17 protein-coding genes are annotated in these 17462 nt (G+C 69.6%); 8 read left to right on the top strand and 9 right to left on the bottom strand.

Features of this window, described 5'->3' with window-relative positions; all coding sequences use genetic code 11:
* Nucleotides 1-133: 133 nt before the first annotated feature.
* The 7 genes from OG844_RS16560 to OG844_RS16530 all read right to left on the bottom strand — a co-directional run bounded on the left by OG844_RS16560 (nt 134) and on the right by OG844_RS16530 (nt 8435).
* Entirely contained in the window at nt 134-1027 is an 894-nt protein-coding gene (locus OG844_RS16560) for a 2-hydroxy-3-oxopropionate reductase (protein WP_406391045.1), read from the bottom strand.
* Between the two features lie 192 nt (nt 1028-1219).
* Nucleotides 1220-2074 (bottom strand): TIM barrel protein, encoded by an 855-nt coding sequence (locus OG844_RS16555; protein WP_406391043.1) that lies wholly within the window; start codon nt 2072-2074, stop codon nt 1220-1222.
* A 156-nt stretch (nt 2075-2230) separates the two neighbouring features.
* Nucleotides 2231-3664 (bottom strand): cellulose binding domain-containing protein, encoded by a 1434-nt coding sequence (locus tag OG844_RS16550; protein WP_406391041.1) that lies wholly within the window; start codon nt 3662-3664, stop codon nt 2231-2233.
* Between the two features lie 38 nt (nt 3665-3702).
* On the bottom strand, nt 3703-5265 hold the full coding sequence (locus OG844_RS16545; protein WP_406391040.1) for a beta-N-acetylhexosaminidase: 1563 nt from the start codon (nt 5263-5265) through the stop codon (nt 3703-3705).
* Nucleotides 5266-5318: 53 nt separating this feature from the next.
* Nucleotides 5319-6158 carry a carbohydrate ABC transporter permease gene (locus tag OG844_RS16540; RefSeq protein ID WP_329206068.1) on the bottom strand — a complete coding sequence of 280 codons (840 nt, stop codon included), beginning with the start codon at nt 6156-6158 and terminating at the stop codon, nt 5319-5321.
* A complete protein-coding gene (locus tag OG844_RS16535) occupies nt 6155-7120 on the bottom strand; it encodes a carbohydrate ABC transporter permease (protein WP_406391038.1) in 966 nt (321 codons plus the stop codon). The genes OG844_RS16540 and OG844_RS16535 overlap by 4 nt, the downstream gene beginning before the upstream one ends.
* A 49-nt stretch (nt 7121-7169) precedes the next feature.
* Entirely contained in the window at nt 7170-8435 is a 1266-nt protein-coding gene (locus tag OG844_RS16530) for an extracellular solute-binding protein (protein WP_406391036.1), read from the bottom strand.
* 249 nt (nt 8436-8684) lie between these two features.
* Here OG844_RS16530 and OG844_RS16525 point away from each other — a divergent pair, with 249 nt between their 5' ends.
* From OG844_RS16525 to OG844_RS16490, 8 genes are all read left to right on the top strand, one after another.
* Nucleotides 8685-9527: a GntR family transcriptional regulator gene (locus OG844_RS16525; protein WP_406391034.1), complete on the top strand. Its 843-nt coding sequence runs from the start codon at nt 8685-8687 to the stop codon at nt 9525-9527.
* 70 nt (nt 9528-9597) lie between these two features.
* Complete coding sequence (locus OG844_RS16520; RefSeq protein ID WP_329206061.1) at nt 9598-9849, top strand: hypothetical protein; 252 nt, start codon at nt 9598-9600, stop codon at nt 9847-9849.
* A 53-nt stretch (nt 9850-9902) separates the two neighbouring features.
* The gene (locus tag OG844_RS16515; protein ID WP_384611290.1) at nt 9903-10223 is read left to right on the top strand and encodes a helix-turn-helix domain-containing protein; all 321 of its coding nucleotides are present in this window, start codon (nt 9903-9905) and stop codon (nt 10221-10223) included.
* A gap of 166 nt (nt 10224-10389) precedes the next feature.
* A complete protein-coding gene (uraD, locus tag OG844_RS16510; RefSeq protein WP_406391032.1) occupies nt 10390-10911 on the top strand; it encodes a 2-oxo-4-hydroxy-4-carboxy-5-ureidoimidazoline decarboxylase in 522 nt (173 codons plus the stop codon).
* 5 nt (nt 10912-10916) lie between these two features.
* A complete protein-coding gene (gene uraH, locus OG844_RS16505; RefSeq protein ID WP_329206056.1) occupies nt 10917-11306 on the top strand; it encodes a hydroxyisourate hydrolase in 390 nt (129 codons plus the stop codon).
* A gap of 6 nt (nt 11307-11312) precedes the next feature.
* Nucleotides 11313-12245, top strand: coding sequence for a factor-independent urate hydroxylase (pucL, locus tag OG844_RS16500; RefSeq protein ID WP_406391030.1), 933 nt, complete (start codon nt 11313-11315; stop codon nt 12243-12245).
* Nucleotides 12246-12400: 155 nt separating this feature from the next.
* Nucleotides 12401-13798 (top strand): 8-oxoguanine deaminase, encoded by a 1398-nt coding sequence (locus tag OG844_RS16495; protein WP_406391028.1) that lies wholly within the window; start codon nt 12401-12403, stop codon nt 13796-13798.
* A 255-nt stretch (nt 13799-14053) separates the two neighbouring features.
* On the top strand, nt 14054-15469 hold the full coding sequence (locus OG844_RS16490; RefSeq protein ID WP_406391027.1) for a nucleobase:cation symporter-2 family protein: 1416 nt from the start codon (nt 14054-14056) through the stop codon (nt 15467-15469).
* 77 nt (nt 15470-15546) lie between these two features.
* Here the strand turns inward: OG844_RS16490 and OG844_RS16485 are convergent, their stop codons facing one another.
* Nucleotides 15547-16434, bottom strand: a complete 888-nt coding sequence (locus OG844_RS16485) for a chitosanase (RefSeq protein WP_406391025.1) — start codon at nt 16432-16434, stop codon at nt 15547-15549.
* Between the two features lie 173 nt (nt 16435-16607).
* Nucleotides 16608-17408 (bottom strand): chitosanase, encoded by an 801-nt coding sequence (locus tag OG844_RS16480; protein WP_406391023.1) that lies wholly within the window; start codon nt 17406-17408, stop codon nt 16608-16610.
* Nucleotides 17409-17462 lie beyond the last annotated feature (54 nt).

Below are 17462 nucleotides of genomic sequence, written 5' to 3'. Positions count from 1 at the left end.
AACGGAGCGTCAACAGTTTGTTGAAATTGGAGGAGATGGTTCCGGGCCGCGGCGGCGCCTGGGCGCGACAGGACAGGTGTCGGCGCCACCGCGACCCGGAGTTTCGGAGGGCCCTGTGGCAGGGCCGGGGGTGTCAGACCTGGGAGCCGGAGAGGCGCTCGACGGCACGCAGCAGCGCCGAGTGGTCCAGGCCGCCGTCGCCCTGTGCGCGCAGCGAGGCGACCAGCTGGGCCACGACCGCGCCGACGGGCAGGGCGGCACCGACGTTGCGGGCGGCGTCCGTGACGATGCCCATGTCCTTGTGGTGCAGGTCGATCCGGAAACCCGGAGCGAAGTCCCGCTTGAGGAAGTTGTCCTTCTTGCGGGTCAGGACCGTCGAGCCGGCGAGCCCCCCGTTCAGGACGTCGAGGGCCGCGGCCAGGTCGACGCCGGACTTCTCCAGGAAGACCACGGCCTCGGCGCACGCCTGGATGTTGACCGCGACGATCAGCTGGTTGGCGGCCTTCACCGTCTGGCCGGAGCCGTGCGGTCCGCACAGCACGATCGTCCTGCCCAGGGCGTCCAGGAGGGGCCGCGCGGCGTCGAAGTCGCTCTGCTCGCCGCCGACCATGATGGACAGCACGGCCTCGATCGCTCCGGCCTCACCGCCGGAGACCGGGGCGTCCAGTACGCGGATGTCCTTGGCCTTCGCGTTCTTCGCCAGGTCCACGGAGGTCTGCGGCGTGATCGAGGACATGTCGATCAACAGTGCGCCGGGCCGCACGTTCTCCAGGATGCCGTCGGGGCCGTACGCGATGGCCTCGACCTGCGGCGACGCGGGCACCATCGTGATGACGACGTCGGCGTCGCGCACCGCGTCCGCGATCGAGGCGGCACCCTTGCCGCCCGCCGCGACCAGCCGGTCGATCTTGTCCTGCTCCAGGGTGTGCCCGGTGACGTCGTACCCGGCCTCGATCAGGTTCTCGGACATGGGTGAGCCCATGATGCCGAGCCCGATCCACGCGACCTTGGGGAGGTTGTTGCTCATGAGGGTGCCTTCCGATAAGCGTGTGTACGAGAGGGCCGGGGCCTCGGGGGCTGTCGGGTGATCTCTGACCGGGCGGCCACGCCCTGGCACGCACGCTTCGCGCGTTGTCGTCGGTCGGCGACGCTCCGCGTCGCCTCCCTCCTCCGCCTTGGAATCGCACGCACCGGACCGCGTCCGCTTTCCGGTCCGAGGTCACCCGGCAGCCCCTCGGCGGGCGGGCCGGACCGCGGCCGGGAGCCAGTCGAAGGACTCCGCGCTCGGCCGGTCGCCGGGCTTGTACTCCAGGCCGACCCAGCCCTCGTAGCCGGCCTGCGCCAGCTCGTCGAGAAGTTGCTCCAGCGGCAGCGAGCCGGTGCCCGGCGCGCCGCGGCCCGGGTTGTCGGCGATCTGGACGTGACCGGTCTTGGCGGCGTACGCCTTGATCACCTGGCCGAGGTCCTCGCCGTTCATCGACAGGTGGTAGAGGTCCAGCAGGAAAGCGGCGTTCCCCAGCCCCGTCGCCTCGTTGACCCGGTCGACGACCTCGATCGCCGCCGGTGCGCTCACCAGCGGGTAGAGCGGCGACTCCGGCTTGTTGAGGGTCTCGATCAGGAGGGTGGCGCCGATCCCGTCGGCCGCGCGGGCGGCGGCGGTCAGGTTCTCCAGGGCCAGTGCGTCCTGTGCGGCCGGGTCCACGCCGTCGACGCGGTTGCCGTACAGCGCGTTGAGCGCCCGGCAGCCGACCGAGGCGGCGAATCCGGCCGCCACCGCGATGTTGGCGCGGAAGCGGTCCGACTCCGCGCCGGGCACGGACAGCGCGCCGCGGTCGGGGCCGGGCAGCTGCCCCGCGTAGAAGTTCAGCCCCACCAGCTGCGTGCCCGCTTCGTCGAGCGCCCCCTTCAGGGCGTCGAGCTCGGCCTGCGCCGGGGTGGGGGTCTCCGTCCAGGGCCACCAGAGCTCGACCGCGGTGAAGCCCGTGGCGGCGGCCGCCGCGGGGCGCTCCAGGAGCGGGAGTTCGGTGAAGAGGATCGAGAGGTTCACATCGAAGCGCTGGTCCGAGTAACCCATAGTGCGCTCCTTCCGTATTGCGGAAGTTAGTTTCTGCTTAACGGAAGATTGCCCGGAAGGGGGTGGGGCTGTCAAGAGGGGTCCTGACTTCCGGACACGCCGAAGCGGGGTGGAGGCCACCCGCCTCCACCCCGCCGCCGGGTCACACCCGCCGGGTCAGCCGGCCGGCACCGTGTCCTGGAAGGTCGTGCCCGCCGCCCGGTACTGGCCCACCAGCGCGGACACCTGGGCCGGGGACAGGACCTGGTCCTTCACATGCAGGACGTAGTCCACCTGCTGGTCGTAGGACCGGGGGGTGGTGCTGCTCTGGCCCGCCAGGTCGATCAGCCACTGGTTGAAGTTGATCGACATCGGCCGCTCCGGCAGATACGCCGCCCCGTGTGTGCCGAAGTGCTGCCCGTCGACGTAGTACGTGATGGCGCTGTTGTCGATGGTCACCACCAGGTCGTGCCAGCCCGCATAGCTCTGCCGTGCCTCGCTGTGCTGGTTGACGGCCTCCCACGGGTCGGGGCGGTAGGTCTCCCACGACGTCGTGTAGAGGATGTTGGCCGGCTCGCCCCAGCCGCCGTTGGGCAGGTACTCGAAGTCGTACTCCGCGTAGTCGTCCGCCATCGGCGCCTTGAGGTCGTTGATGGTGAAGAACGTCTGGACGAGGTGGTCGCCGTCGGGCCCGGACCGGGGGGCGTCGCTGAACTTCACCCGGGCCGCATAGGTGCCGTTACGGAACTTCGTGGCCTGCGTGAGGATCTCCGTGTGCTCCGTCGAGGCGCCGGTACCCGCCGTCGACGTCTCCAGGTTCATCACCGAATTGCCGCTCTGACTGCTGAAGGTGACGTTCTCGGGAGCCCACACGGCACCGGGCACACCCGGACCGCCGGAGTTGGAGCGGACGCTCCAGCCGTGTGCCGCGATACCCGGGTCCGTGTGGCCGCTGTAGTTGAAGTCGTCGAACAGCCTGGGCCCGTTCGCCGGCGGATCGGTCGGGGGATCCGTCGGATCGGTCGGGCCGTTGCCGCCGGGAGCCTCGCCCCAGGCCGTGACCCCGCCCAGCTGGGCGGTGATCCTGGGCCAGTCGCCGTACGCGGTCCGCCCGGCGCCGAAGGAGTAGTCGTCGCTCTGCCGCAGCGACTGCCAGTCCGCCCGGTGGAAGCGCAGCTGCATGTCCCCGGTGTCCGCACCGGGTGCCAGCGAGCCCGCGCCCGAGGTGAACGCGATCTCCAGGTAGCGGTCGGCGTCGGCCGTCGGGTTCGCGAGCGTCCCGAACGTACCGGTGATGTTCCCGCAGCCCTTCACCGCCCAGGAGCAGGCGAACCGGTAGGCCGTCGAGGCCGAGTCGGACTTGAAGTAGTACCGCACCTTGACGTTGCTGAGCGGCACGCTCGTACTGCCGGTGTTGCGCACCTTCAGCCAGGGTTCGCTCTGGTCGGCCGTCGCCCCGGACGCACTCGTGCGGTACTGGACGACGAGCCCGTCGGCGGCGGCAGCGGCGCCGGCGGTCGAGGGCAGGGCGGCGAGGGCGGTGCAGCCCAGCGCCACGGTGACGGCGGCAGCCGCGGCCGAACGGATCCGGCTCCTGTCGATCTTCCTCATGGGGATGTTCCTCTCCGGAACAGTGGTGGGGGATTGAGCTACCGAGGGGATGGCGCTGTACCTGCGGAGGCGGTCGTGAGGGACCGCGGGGTCAGGGGGTGGTAAGGGACACCGAGGGCGTCCAGCCGCGCGGTGTGGTGGCGCAGGCGCTCGACGAACCCCGGCCAGTCACTGCCGCTGCCGGACCAGGCGCGGTCCGCCAGGGCGCACAGCCGGGGGTAGGTGAGGTACTCGATCCGGTCCGGCGTCCGCACGTACTCGGTCCACAACTGCGCCTGCGTGCCCAGGATCAGCTCGGCCTCGCCGGCCTCCCAGTCCTCCGGCACCGGCTCGTTCCCGTACACCGTGTGCAGACCTACGGGAGCCCCCGGCTGCGCGGGCGGCTCGCCCGGATCCGTGGACTGGGCGTAGTCGAGGTACGTGGCACGGTGGTGCGCGCTCACCACCCGGTGGCCGCGGCGGGCGGCGGCGCGGGCGTGGTCCGGGTCGCGCCAGGTCATCACCGTGAAGTCGAGGGGGAGTTCGGTGCCGGTCTCGGCCCAGCCGGTGGGCCTGCGCCCCCGCTCCACGAGGAACGACCCGATCCTGCCCATGAACCAGCCGTGCAGCGCACCGGGGCCGGGGAGACCCTCGGCCGCCGCCCGCTCGCGGGCCGCGGGGCTGTTCTCCCATTCGGTGGTCGGGCACTCCTCGCCGCCGATGTGGATGTACGGGGACGGGAAGACGTCCATGACCTCCTCCAGCACGGTCCGGCAGAAGTCGAAGACCTGCTCGTGGACGCCGAGCACGGTGTCGCAGACGCCCCATTCGGTCCAGACATCGAGACTCCGGCCCGGGTGGTTGCCCAGCTCGGGGTAGGCGGCGAGGGCCGCGCGCACATGACCGGGCATCTCTATCTCGGGTACGACCGTCACCCCGCGGGCCGCGGCATGGTCGACCAGGTCCCGCAGTTCCTGCTTGGTGTACGCCCCCGAGTGCGGGACGCCGTCGGACAGGGACTGCGCCCGGTGGCTCCCCACCGACGTCAGCCGCGGGAAGGCGTCCACCGGCATCCGCCAGCCCTGGTCGTCCGTGAGGTGCAGATGGAGCGTGTTGAGCTTGTGGAAGGCCAGGAGGTCGACGTACCGGTGCAGATACGAGACGGGCTGGAAGTGCCGGGCCACATCGAGCATCGCGCCGCGCCACGGGTAGCGCGGCACATCGCTGATCTCGACGCACGGCAGCTCCCAGGACTCGGCCCGGGCACCGCCCGAAAGGGCTTCGGAAGGCAGTAGCTGACGGACCGTCTGCACGCCGCGGAGCAGACCCGTCGTCCGGGCGGCGCGCAGCAGGAGTGCCTGCGGTCCGACGGTGAGGCCGTACCCCTCGTCGCCGAGCCCGCCGAGCTGCGGGTCGAGCGCCAGGACGATCCGGCCGTCGGCCGCCGGGGCCAGCGGCAGGCCGGTGGCCGGGCCGAGCAGCGTACGCAGCAGCTCGGCCGCCGCTTCGGTGCCCGGCAGGGCCCGGACACAGGTGCCGGCGTCGAGGACGAAGCGGCCGGGGCGGGGCGAGACCTTGCGGGGCCGGGGTACGAGGGAGAGCTCGGGGCGTGATGCGGGCATGGGGGGCCTCCGGAATCGGATCTCGGGCGGTTCGCGGGTACGGCGAGCGGGGTTCAGCCCTTGACGGCGCCGGCCGCGAAGCCGGAGGTGACGTGGCGCTGGAGGAGCAGGAAGATGACCAGCGCGGGCAGGGCGAAGAGCGTGGAGGCGGCCATGGTGGCGCCCCAGTCCGTGCCGAAGGTGTTCTGGAAGGACGACAGCCAGACCGGCAGGGTGCGGTTGTCCTGCTGCTTGATGATCAGGAAGTTGGCGTACGCGAACTCGTTCCAGGCGGTGATGAATCCGAAGAGCGAGGTGGCCATCAGACCGGGAGCGAGCAGGGGCAGGGCCACCCGCCGGAAGGCACCGGTCCGGGTGCAGCCGTCGACCTGTGCCGCCTCCTCCAGCTCGGGCGGGATGGTCGCGATGAAGCCCCGCAGCACCACGATCGTGAACGGCAGCGTGATCATGAAGTAGACCAGGGTCAGCGTCGGGAGCCGGTCGAGCATGTCCGTGTCGCGGGAGATGATGTAGATGGGGATGATCAGCGACTCCCAGGGCGCCATCTGGGCGATGAAGACCAGCAGCATGAACTGCCGCCGGCCCTTCCACCTCATCCTGGCCACGGCGAACGCCGACCCCAGCGCCACGACCAGCGCCAGCAGCACCGCGCCGAGCGTGACCAGGATGCTGTTGCGCCAGAACAGCTCGAACCCGTCGGCCTGTACGGCCCGCCGGAAGTGGTCCAGCGTCCAGGTGTACGGAACGAGCTGCGGGTCGGCCGACTGGATGTCCCGGGACGGCTTGAAGGCCGTCGAGATCATCCAGTACACCGGGAAGAGACAGACGACGACGGTCACCACAGCGGCGGCGTTCAGCGGGATCCGCCGGATCCGGGGGCGTAGCAGGGTCATCGGAGTTCGTCCTCCTGGCGGAACATCTGGCGGAAGTAGAGGACGAGCACCCCGGACATCAGGACCACGGTGACCATCGAAGCGGCGGACCCCAGGTCGTAGCGCTGGCTGGAGAGTGCCGTCTGGACCGCGTACACGGGCAGGATCGTGGTGGAGTCGCCGGGACCGCCGCGGGTCATCACCCAGATCTGGACGAACGCCTTGAACGTCCAGATCACCTCGAGGGAGAAGACCAGCATGAAGATCGGCCGGAGCATCGGGAAGGTGACCGAGCGGAAGATCCGGACGCCGGACGCACCGTCCAGCCGGGCCGACTCGTAGAGCTCGGCCGGGACGGTGGTGAGTGCCGAGTAGAGGGTGATCGCCGCGAACGGCACGGACTGCCAGACGATGAGCACGACCAGGATCACGAAGGCCGCCGTACCGTCCGCGAACCACGGGTAGCGGTCGAACGAACCGAAGCCGAGCGAGGTCAACGACCAGTTGACGATGCCGAATTCGGAGTGGAACAGCCACTGGAAGACCGTGGTGGCCGCGACCACCGGCATGGCCCAGGCGAGCACCAGCGCACAGAGCACCGCCGTGCGCCCCGCCCGGCCGAGCCGCTCCGTCATCAGCGCGACCAGGGTGGAGATGACCATGATCAGTACGACGTTGACGGCCATGAACACGAAGGTGCGGCCGACCACCTCCCAGAACCGCGGGTCGGACAGCAGCGTCCGGTAGTTCCGAAGCCCGACGAACTCCGCGTCCCCACTGATCAGCTGGCGGAGCCGGAAGTCCTGCAGGGAGATCAGCACGGCCCGCGCGAGCGGGTACACGAGCAGGTAGAGCATGCCGCCGATCGCGGGGGCGATCAGGGCGTACGGCCAGAGATTGCGCGAGGGGCGGGGCCGCCGCCCCGGCGGTGCTCCCGCGGGATGATGGACGCGTGGTGCGGTCCGTTCACGGACGACCGGCACGGCAGGCCTCCTTTCGATGAGAGGAAGGGCAGGGCGGAAGCGGGCAGGGTCAGGAGCCGGCGTTCATGGCCCTGGTGATGTCCGCCGAGGCCTTGGCGGCCTCCTCCGCGGCGTTCTTGCCGGTGAGGACCGCGGTCATGTAGTCCTTGATCGGGTTCTCGGCCTCCACCGCGGCCCAGCCGGGCGTGTTGGGCGTCGCGTGGCCGTTCGCCGCGCCGACCGCCATCGCGGAGGCGCCCGGGTCACCGGCCACGGACGAGGCCAGCGTGGTCCGGTTGGGCACGTAGCTCATGGCCACGGCGAGCTTCTTCTGCCAGGCGTCGCCCGTGAGTTCCTTGATGAACGTCAGCGCCTCGTCGGGATGGCCGGCCGCGGCGGGCACGACCAGATCGGATCCCCCGGTGAACACCGCGCCCGGGGTGCCGGCCGTCTTGCCCGGGATCGGGAAGAAGCCGAGCTTGCCCTTGAGCTCAGGATTGTTCTCCATGACCACGTTCGCCCCGCCCGGGGTGGAGATCACCTGGGCCACCTGCCCCTGAGCCATCACCTCGGCCTGCGGCGGATCGTCCTCGTCGGAGTCCTTGGGGCCTTTGCCGAGTGCCTGGAGCTGTGCGTAGAACTCCATGCCGCGCAGCGCCTCGGGCGAGTCCAGCGCGCCCTTCCAGCTGTCACCGGACTCCGTGGCGAAGTCGCCGCCCTCGTCCCAGATGAAACCGCCCAGCGCGTACCAGAGCTGGCCGGGCAGATAAATGCCCTGCGTACCGCCCTTGTTGAGCTCGGTCGTGGCAGCGATCCACTGTTCGCGCGTCGTGATGGAAGCGGCGTCGACCCCGGCCTTCTCGAACAGGTCGGTGCGGTAGATGACGACCCGGTTGGCCGCGTAGTACGGGATGCCGTACTGCTTCCCCTTGTACGAGCCGGGCTCGGCCAGGCCCTTCAGCCAGTCCTTGCCGTTCAGCTCGGCCTTCTTGTCGCTGAGGTCCAGCAGCCCGCCGCTCTCGGCGAACTGCGCCACCTGGGTGTTGCCCGCCTCGATCACGTCCGGGGCGTCGTTGCTGGCCAGTGCCGCGGTGATCTTCTGCCCGATGCCGTCCCACTCCTGGATCTGGACCTTGACCTTGATCTCCGGGTGCTGGGCCTCGAAGCCCTTGACGAACTCCTCCTGGAACGCGGCCGAGACGCTGTCACGCATCAGCCAGACGTCGACCGTCGTCACACCCCCGGCCTCATCGGCGTCGTCCGAGGAGGAACTACAGGCACTGAGTGCGGCGGCCATCACCAGCGCGGAACCACATGCGAGCAAGCGGTACTTCACGGTTCACCTCAACGAGAACGAGACCTGACCACCTGACCAGTGAAGCCCACTGGACAGCTCACCTCTTGATGGTGGATGAAGGTGGCATAGACCAATGGGGCCGTCAACCCCTTGTGCACAAAGGGCCCTTGAAGATCTCCGAGTGCCGGAGACCCCTACCCTCCTCGCGAAAGGCGGCTACACTGCCCTGACCAGTGGCCACCAGTTGGTCAACTGGTAAGGAAAACCTGACGTCAGGAGGGTGAGGGCATGGCAGACGACGTACCGGGGACGGTGCTCAAACGGGAGCGGGCCCGCGACGCCGTCCTCGAGCTCATCGAGTCGCGCAGTCCGGGGGACGCCATTCCCTCCGAGCGCGCCCTCTGCACCCTGCTCGGCGTGTCCAGGCCCACGGTGCGCGCCGCGATCGACGAGCTGGTGGCCGCCGGGCTCCTGGTCCGCGAACACGGCCGCGGCATGTTCGTCGCACCCGAGAAGATCACCCAGGAGCTCGTCTCCGCCGACCTCGCCCTGAGCGTCCCGCAGGCGGCCGGAGCGTGGTCGAGCCGTCTGCTGGAGTTCACCACCCTCCAGGCCGGCGCCCGGGTCGGCCGTAAGCTGCGGATGTCGCCCGCCGAGGAGATCGTGTACGTCGCCCGGCTGCGCCTGGTCGACGGGGCGCCGATGGCCATCGAGCACCTGCACATCAGGGCGGCGCTCGTCCCCGGCCTCTCGGCCCAGGAACTGGAGAACGGCGACCTGTACGAGCATCTGCGCGACACCCACCACGTGCACGTCCACGAGGCGGTCCAGGCCATCGAGCCCACCGTCGTCACCCGGGCGGAGGCACGGCTCCTGGAGGTCCCGGAACTGTCCCCGGCGCTCCTCTTCGAGCGGCTGACCTCGGACACCGGCGGCCGGCCCGTGGAGTACGTCCACTCGCTCTACCGGGGCGACCGGTACCGGATCGTCTCCCGGCTCGCGCTCGGTCCCGCGGCTGCCGCCGCGGGGCTGGTCAGGGACGGGCACCACCCCGGGATCCCGCCCGGCGACTTCGCGCACGGCGACCCGATCACCTCCTCCACCCGGGGGGACATCCAGTCGGGCTCCTGACCGCCGTGCCATAGGGTCGGGAGCCAGCCGTGCGAGCCGACGAGCGCGGCGGGGACATGAGGGAGGCACTGTGCGCTTGAGGGTGGAATTCACCACCGAGCCCTTCGATCTCGACGAGGCGCCCGCCCATGCGGTGGTGGCCCGCGAGGTGATCCGGACGGCCGAACTGGACTCGGTGGACGTCGGCCCGTTCGGCAACACGGCCGAGGGCGGCGCCGACCAGGTCCTCACAGCCGTGGACTCCCTGCTGCGCAAGGCGCTGGCCTCGGGTGCCACCCGAGTGTCGCTCCAGGTCAACGTGATCGGGGAGGACACCCCGTGACCGGACAGGGGGAGCACCCCCTGGTCGCCGCGGTGAAGCCGCTCGTGGACGCCATGGGCGCCGAGCTGCTGGGGCCCGAGCAGGCGCAGGCCGACGACGTCGTGCTCGCCTGGGAGGGGGAGGACGTCATAGCCGTGCGGCTCCCGCAGCTCTCCGACTCGCTCGACCACATCCTGGCCGGAATGGAGCGGCGGCACGGGATGCCGCTCGCCGACCTGGACCGCAAGACCAAACAGCGGATCGTCCGGACTCTGGAGGCACGCGGTGCCTTCGCCGTGAGACACGGCGTGGAGACCGTGGCGGGCGCCCTGGGCGTCAGCCGCTTCACCGTCTACAACTACCTCAACCGCGAGAACGGCGCCAAGAGTGAGTAGTTGACCCAGAGGTGAGCCGAGCGCACCGAGAGCCGCTGTCCGGATGCCGGGACGGCGGCTCTCCGCGTTCGCGGAATTTCAACAAACTGTTGACGTGATGTTGTGAAAGGCGTTAGCTATCCGCAGCCCGTACAACGCACAGCGAAAAACAGCCACGGAGGCTCCCGTGACTTCGAGCTCCACACCGGGCCTCACCCGGTTCAACACCCTGACGGCCGCAGAGGCCGCTGCCGAGCTGCACGAGGTGTGCGCCAGCGCGGCATGGGGGAGCGCGGTTCTCGCCCACCGGCCGTACGCCACCGCGGAAGCCCTGTTCTCCGCGAGCGACGCCGCCACGGCCGAGCTCTCCCCGGAGGACCTGGCCGAAGCGATGGCGGGCCACCCGCCGATCGGCCGCCCGAAGCCCGGGGATCCGGCCTCCGCCCGTGAACAGCGGGGGATGGCCGGAGCGTCCGAGGAGCTCAGGACCGAGATGCTCGAACTGAACCTGGCCTACCAGGAGCGGTTCGGCCACGTCTTCCTGATCTGCGCCACCGGAGCCACCGGTGAGCAGATGCGCGACGCGGTGAAGTCCCGGATCGGGAACTCACCCGAGCAGGAGCGCGAGATCGTACGCACCGAACTGGGCAAGATCAACCGTATCCGGCTGACCCGCCTCGTACAGGAAACCCCGGAACAAGGAGCGTGACGGCCTTGAGCACCGACACCACCGCATCGGTGTCCACCCACATCCTGGACACCAGCATCGGCCGCCCCGCCGAAGCCGTCACCGTCTCGCTCGCCGCCCGCGGCGGCGACGCGCAGTACGTGACGCTCGGCGGATCCGCGACCGACGCGGACGGGCGCTGCAAGGACCTGCCGGCCCTGCCGGAAGGCACCACCCACGTACGGCTCGTCTTCGACACCGAGTCGTACTTCACCAGTCAGAAGCAAGCCGAGGCGCAGCAGGACGCCCCCCGCGTAAGGGACAGCGGTGCGTTCTTCCCGGAGGTGGCGATCGCGTTCGCCGTCACGCCGGGCGAGCACTATCACGTACCGCTGCTGCTCAACCCGTTCGGCTACTCCGTTTACCGAGGGAGCTAGCAGACAATGCCCACGATTCTCGGCCAGAACCAGTACGGCAAAGCAGAGAACCGCGTCGTCAGGATCACGCGGGACGGCGACACCCACCACATCAAGGACCTCAACGTCTCGGTCGCCCTCTCCGGCGACATGGACGAGGTCCACTACTCCGGTTCCAACGCGAACGTCCTGCCGACGGACACCACCAAGAACACGGTGTTCGCGTTCGCCAAGGAACACGGCATCGCGTCCGCCGAGCAGTTCGGCATCCACCTCGCCCGGCACTTCGTGACCTCCCAGGAGCCGATCAAGACGGCGCGGATCCGGATCGAGGAGTACGCCTGGGAGCGCATCGCGACCTCGGACGGCAACTCCAGGTTCATCGGCGCCGACGAGGTCAACCACTCCTTCGCCCGCAAGGGTCAGGAGCTGCGCACCACCCAGATCACCTTCGACGGCGAGAACTGGGAGATCATTTCCGGTCTCAAGGACCTCACCGTCATGAACTCGACCAACTCGGAGTTCTGGGGCTACGTCAAGGACAGGTACACCACGCTCAAGGAGGCGTACGACCGCGTCCTGTGCACCGACGTGTCGGCCGCCTGGCGCTACAACTGGACCAGCGACGACGAGCGGATGCCCAACTGGGAGAAGTCGTACGAGCAGGCCAAGAAGCACATGCTGCAGGCCTTCGCCGAGACGTACTCCCTCTCGCTCCAGCAGACCCTCTACCAGATGGGTTCGCGGGTCATCAACAGCCGCAGCGAGATCGACGAGATCCGCTTCTCGCTGCCGAACAACCACCACTTCCTGGTGGACCTGGAGCCCTTCGGCCTCAAGAACGATACCGCCGACGGTGCCGTCTACTTCGCCGCCGACCGGCCGTACGGCCTCATCGAGGCGACGGTGCTCCGGGACGGTGTCGAGCCGAGGATCCCGGTCGACATGACCAACCTCTGACACAGCACCGAGCCGGCCTCCCGACACCCCGCAGTCGTGCGGGGGGCCGGACGTCCTCCTCACCCCTCGGCACCCACGGCCCCGACGCTGTGGCACTCAAATCCTCCTAGGGTCCTGCCGTGCCCACATCGCCAGAGACAGAAGAAGGAAGCACCATGGCAGCTTCGGCGGACCCCAGGCCCACACAGCGCATCGTCATCGAGAACTGTTCGATCGCGACCGTCGACGCCCACGACACCGAGTACGCCTCGGGCCATGTCGTCGTGGCGGGCAACCGCATCGAATCCGTCGGCGCGGGCAAGGCGCCCGAAGGCCTCACCGATGTCGTACGACGCATCGACGGCACCGGCCACCTCGTCACACCCGGACTGGTCAACACCCACCACCACTTCTATCAGTGGATCACCCGGGGGCTCGCGACCGACCACAACCTCTTCGACTGGCTGGTCGCCCTGTACCCGACGTGGGCGCGCATCGACGAGCGGATGGCCGGCGTGGCCGCGCAGGGCTCGCTCGCCATGATGGCCCGCGGCGGTGTCACCACCGCGATGGACCACCACTACGTCTACCCGCGGGGCGCGGGCGACCTGTCCGGCGCGATCATCGGCGCCGCCCGCGACATGGGCGTGCGGTTCACCCTCGCCCGCGGCTCCATGGACCGCAGCGAGAAGGACGGCGGACTGCCGCCGGACTTCGCGGTCGAGACGCTCGAAGGCGCCCTCGCCGGCACCGAGGCGACCATCGACGCACACCACGACGCCTCGTTCGACGCGATGACCCGCATTGCCGTCGCGCCCTGCTCGCCCTTCTCCGTTTCGACCGAACTCCTCAGGCAGGGAGTTGAGTTGGCCCGTCGGCGAGGAGTGCGACTGCACACGCACGGATCGGAGACCGTCGAGGAGGAGCAGTTCTGCAAGGAACTCTTCGGCATGGGCCCCACCGACTACTTCGAGTCGACGGGCTGGCTCGGTGACGACGTGTGGATGGCGCACTGCGTCCACATGAACGACTCCGACATCGCCGCGTTCGCCCGCACCGGCACCGGCGTCGCGCACTGCCCGTCCTCCAACGCCCGCCTCGCCGCAGGAATCGCCCGTGTCCCCGACATGCTCGCCGCGGGCGTCCCGGTCGGTCTCGGCGTCGACGGCACCGCGTCCAACGAGTCCGGCGAACTCCACACCGAACTGCGCAACGCCCTCCTCATCAACCGTCTCGGCGCACACCGCGAGAAGGCACTCAACGCCCGCCAGGCACTGCGCCTGGGGACGTACGGCGGCGCACAGGTCCTCGGCCGCGCCGAGGAGATCGGCTCCCTGGAGGCCGGCAAGCTCGCCGACCTCGTCCTGTGGAAGCTCGACACCCTCGCCCACGCCTCCATCGCCGACCCGGTGACCGCACTCGTCTTCGGCGCTGCGGCACCCGTCACCCTCTCCCTCGTCAACGGCAGAACCGTCGTCGAGGACGACCACCTCACCACGGTGGACGAGGACGCCATCGCCCGCGCGACCCGCGACGAGGCCAGGCGCCTGGCGCAGATCGCCGCCGGAGCCTGACGCATGTCGGCCGGAGCCTGACGCTCCGCACCCTTCCCCCGACTGGCCGGCCGAGGGGGACGGCCCTGGGCCGGCCGCCGTGGCCCCGAAACGGGTCCACGGCAGCCGGTGCGGGGGCGCGTACCCATACGTACCCGCCCCCGCACCGGTGACGAAAGCTGCCGCATCAGCTGCACGACCTGCACCAACGCACCACTCAGCACCACCTCCCTGACACCCGCGTCCCCGACGCGTACCCGACCGGAGGAAGCCGCCGTGGCAGCTACGCCCAGGTTTCGCACAGAGATATCCGAAGGAACCGACCGGAAACACCCGGTCGACGAGACACTTCCCCCACTGAAGATGTTCACCAGCGGTCTGCAGCACGTGGCCGCGATGTACGCGGGTGTCGTGGCCCCGCCGATGATCGTGGGACCCGCCGTAGGCCTCACCGCGAAGGAGACCGCCTTCCTGATGGGGGCGAGCCTCTTCACCGCGGGCATCGCCACCCTCCTCCAGACCCTGGGCTTCTGGCGCATCGGCGCCCGGCTGCCGTTCGTCAACGGGGTCTCGTTCGCGGGGGTCACCCCGATGATCGCGATCGGCAAGGACCGGGGGCACGACGGCATCGCCGTCATCTTCGGCGCGATCATCGTCGCCAGCCTCCTCGGCTTCCTGCTCGCCCCGTACTTCTGCAAACTCGTCCGGTTCTTCCCGCCCGTCGTCACCGGCACCGTCATCACCCTGATCGGCGTCTCGCTGCTGCCGGTCGCCTTCAACTGGTCCCAGGGCGGCAACGCGGGCGCCGACGACCACGGTTCGACGACCAACATCACGATGGCCGCCGTCACCCTCGTGATCGTGCTCGCCCTGCGCAAACTCCTGCGCGGCTTCCTCCAGCAGATCGCGATCCTGCTCGGCCTGGTCATCGGCACGCTGATCGCGATCCCGGTCGGCATCACCGACTTCGGGACCCTGGGAGACGCCGACCTGGTCGGCTTCCCGACGCCGTTCCACTTCGGTGCCCCGCAGTTCGAGATCGCCGCGATCGTCTCGATGTGCATCGTGATGCTGGTCTGCATGACCGAGTCCACCGCGGACATGCTGGCCCTCGGCAAGATCGTCGGACGTCCGGCGGACGAGCGGACCATCGAGGGCGGTCTGCGCGCCGACACGCTGGGCAGTGCCATCAGCCCGCTCTTCAACGGCTTCATGTGCAGCGCGTTCGCCCAGAACATCGGGCTGGTCGCGATGACCAAGGTCCGCAGCCGCTTCGTCGTCGCCGCCGGCGGAGTGATCCTGGTGGTGCTCGGACTGGTCCCGGTCGCCGCGTCCGTCATCGCCCTCGTACCGCTGCCCGTACTCGGCGGCGCCGGCATCGTCCTCTTCGGCTCGGTCGCCGCGAGCGGTATCCAGACGCTGGCCGCCGCGGCCCTGGAGAAGGGCGAGAACGCGCTGATCGTCGCGACCGCCGTGGGCATCGGCCTGATCCCGATCGCCGCGCCGGACTTCTACCACGCCTTCCCCGAGGACCTGCTCGTCGTCCTCGACTCGGGCATCTCCACGGGCTGTGTCGTGGCGATCCTGCTGAACCTGGCCTTCAACCACCTGGGCCGGAAGCCGGAGGGCGCCGAGGAGGCAGCCGGAAGCGAACCGTCGAAGGATCCGGTCGCCCTGCCCGTCGCCCACTGACCGGACGGCCGTGCGCCCGAGGCGCGTACGACGGAACCTTGCCGGAACCGCCGTACGCGCATCGGGTGTTGGCGGGATCAGCCGATGTGGAACCTGTCGCCGTACACGTGCCAGTCCAGCGGCGGATCCAGATGCAGATTGCCGTTCCGCAGGAAGACACGCTGGGCGGTGTCCACCCGGCTGGTGTCCGAGTGGGCCTCCTCCTGCTTCATCGCCCAGACCCGCGCGTCCAGGAACGCGTCGAGGTAGGCCACCTCGTCGCCGCCCTGCGACGGCGGCCGTGCCTGCTCCAGAGCCATCCGGCGGATGGAGCCGAAGCTCGTGCTGTCGCTGCCGCCGCCGTGCATGACGATGGCGTCGTAGTACGCGAACTGGCCCAGCGTGCCGAGGCCGTCGGACTTGCCCTGACTCACCGCCGGATCGAAGTACACCCGGTCCCGCTCGTGGTTCTGTGCCTGTTCGAAGGCGGGGTCGGACGCCGCCTCGGCCCAGTCACCGGTGAAGCCGGGGTCGAGTCCCTCGTGCGAGTCGGAGCCGTCCACCGCGCGCAGGGCGGGCAGGTACTTCGCGAGTACGTTGCCCGGCTTGCGCTCCGTGTACAGCTCGACCAGACCGAGCATGTCGCCGGTGCCGGAGCAGAACCCGATGATGCCGGCGGTGTAGCCGCGGCCGTCGCCGATGTCCTCGATGTAGCCGTACTGGGCCTTCCAGTCCAGTGAGGAGTTCTCCGCGCTGGACACCAACTGCATGGCGATGTCCTTCTTCGCGGGGTCGTCGAGCCCGGTCGCGGCGGCCTCCAGGTGGTGCGCGGCCGACGGCGTGGGGGCGCCGGCCTGAGCGGTGAACGGGATCGCCGTGAGCGTCAGCCCGAGGGCCACTGCGGCGAGACCGAGGGGTCGGGTGAGGCGGGGGAGACGGGTGAGACGGGTGGTGCGACGTGCGGTGCCATTGTGGGGGTAGTGCACCAGTCCTCCAAACGGGAGTTCGTCGTTCCGATGTTCTGTTAGGAAGCTTTCCTATCAGGTAGTTGAGCCTGCGGTACAGACCCCGGACACGGATGCGCGGGACTCCTTTTCCGTACACGCAAGAGCCCCGCGCCGCGTGCAGACACGCGGTGCGGGGCCCGGAACGGTGACGCTCAGTAGTCGATGTGGTAGGTCTCGCCGTACACCTTCCACCGCAGGGGCGATTCCAGCTGAAGCTTTCCTTCGCGTACGAACACGCGTTGGGCGGTCTCCACGCGGCTGGTGTCGCTGTGGGAGGGCTCCTTGCGGATCGCGGCCACCCGGGCATCGAGGAAGGCGTTGAGATAGGCCTCCTCGTCGCCTCCTGCGGAGGGCGGCTCGGCAGCCGCGACGGCCTGGGCGCGCATCGTGCGGAAGCCGACCGTGCCCTCCGCGTCCTCGTAACCGTGCATCACATAGGCGTCGTAGTAGATGAACTGGCCCAGGGCGCTGAGCCCGTCGGCCTCGCCCTGGCCGACCGCGGGATCGAAGTAGGAGCGGTCACGCTCCGTGTTCTGTGCGGTTCGGAACGCCGGGTCCGACGCGGCCTTCGCCCAGGCCTCGGTGAACGGGTCGCCGAGCCCCGCGTGCGAGTCGCTGCCCTTCACCGCGCGCAGCGCCGGCAGGAAGCGTGCGAGCGCGTTTCCGGGGCGAGCCGCCCCGTAGCGTTCGACGACCTTCAGCATGTCGCCGGTGCCGGAGCAGAATCCGATGATGCCGGCGGTGTAGCCGCGGCCGTCGCCGATGTCCTCGATGTAGTCGTACTGGGCCTTCCAGTCCAGTGAGGAGTTCTCCGCGCTGGACACCAGCTGCATGGCGACGTCCTTCTTCGCGGGATCGTCGAGTCCCTTCTCCGGGGCGGCGGCGTCCGTTCCGGAGCAGCCCGACAGGGCGAGGGCCACGGCAACGGCGAGGGCGCGACATAGGTGCTTCACGCGACAAGCCTGCCAGGCGGGGATCCGGGACCGGACCGCGGCCGACGGCTGTAG

The sequence above is a fragment of the Streptomyces sp. NBC_00887 genome (genome assembly GCF_045207585.1).
Note: the sequence above shows the minus strand (reverse complement) of the source record. Positions and strands in the feature narration are given on the sequence as shown.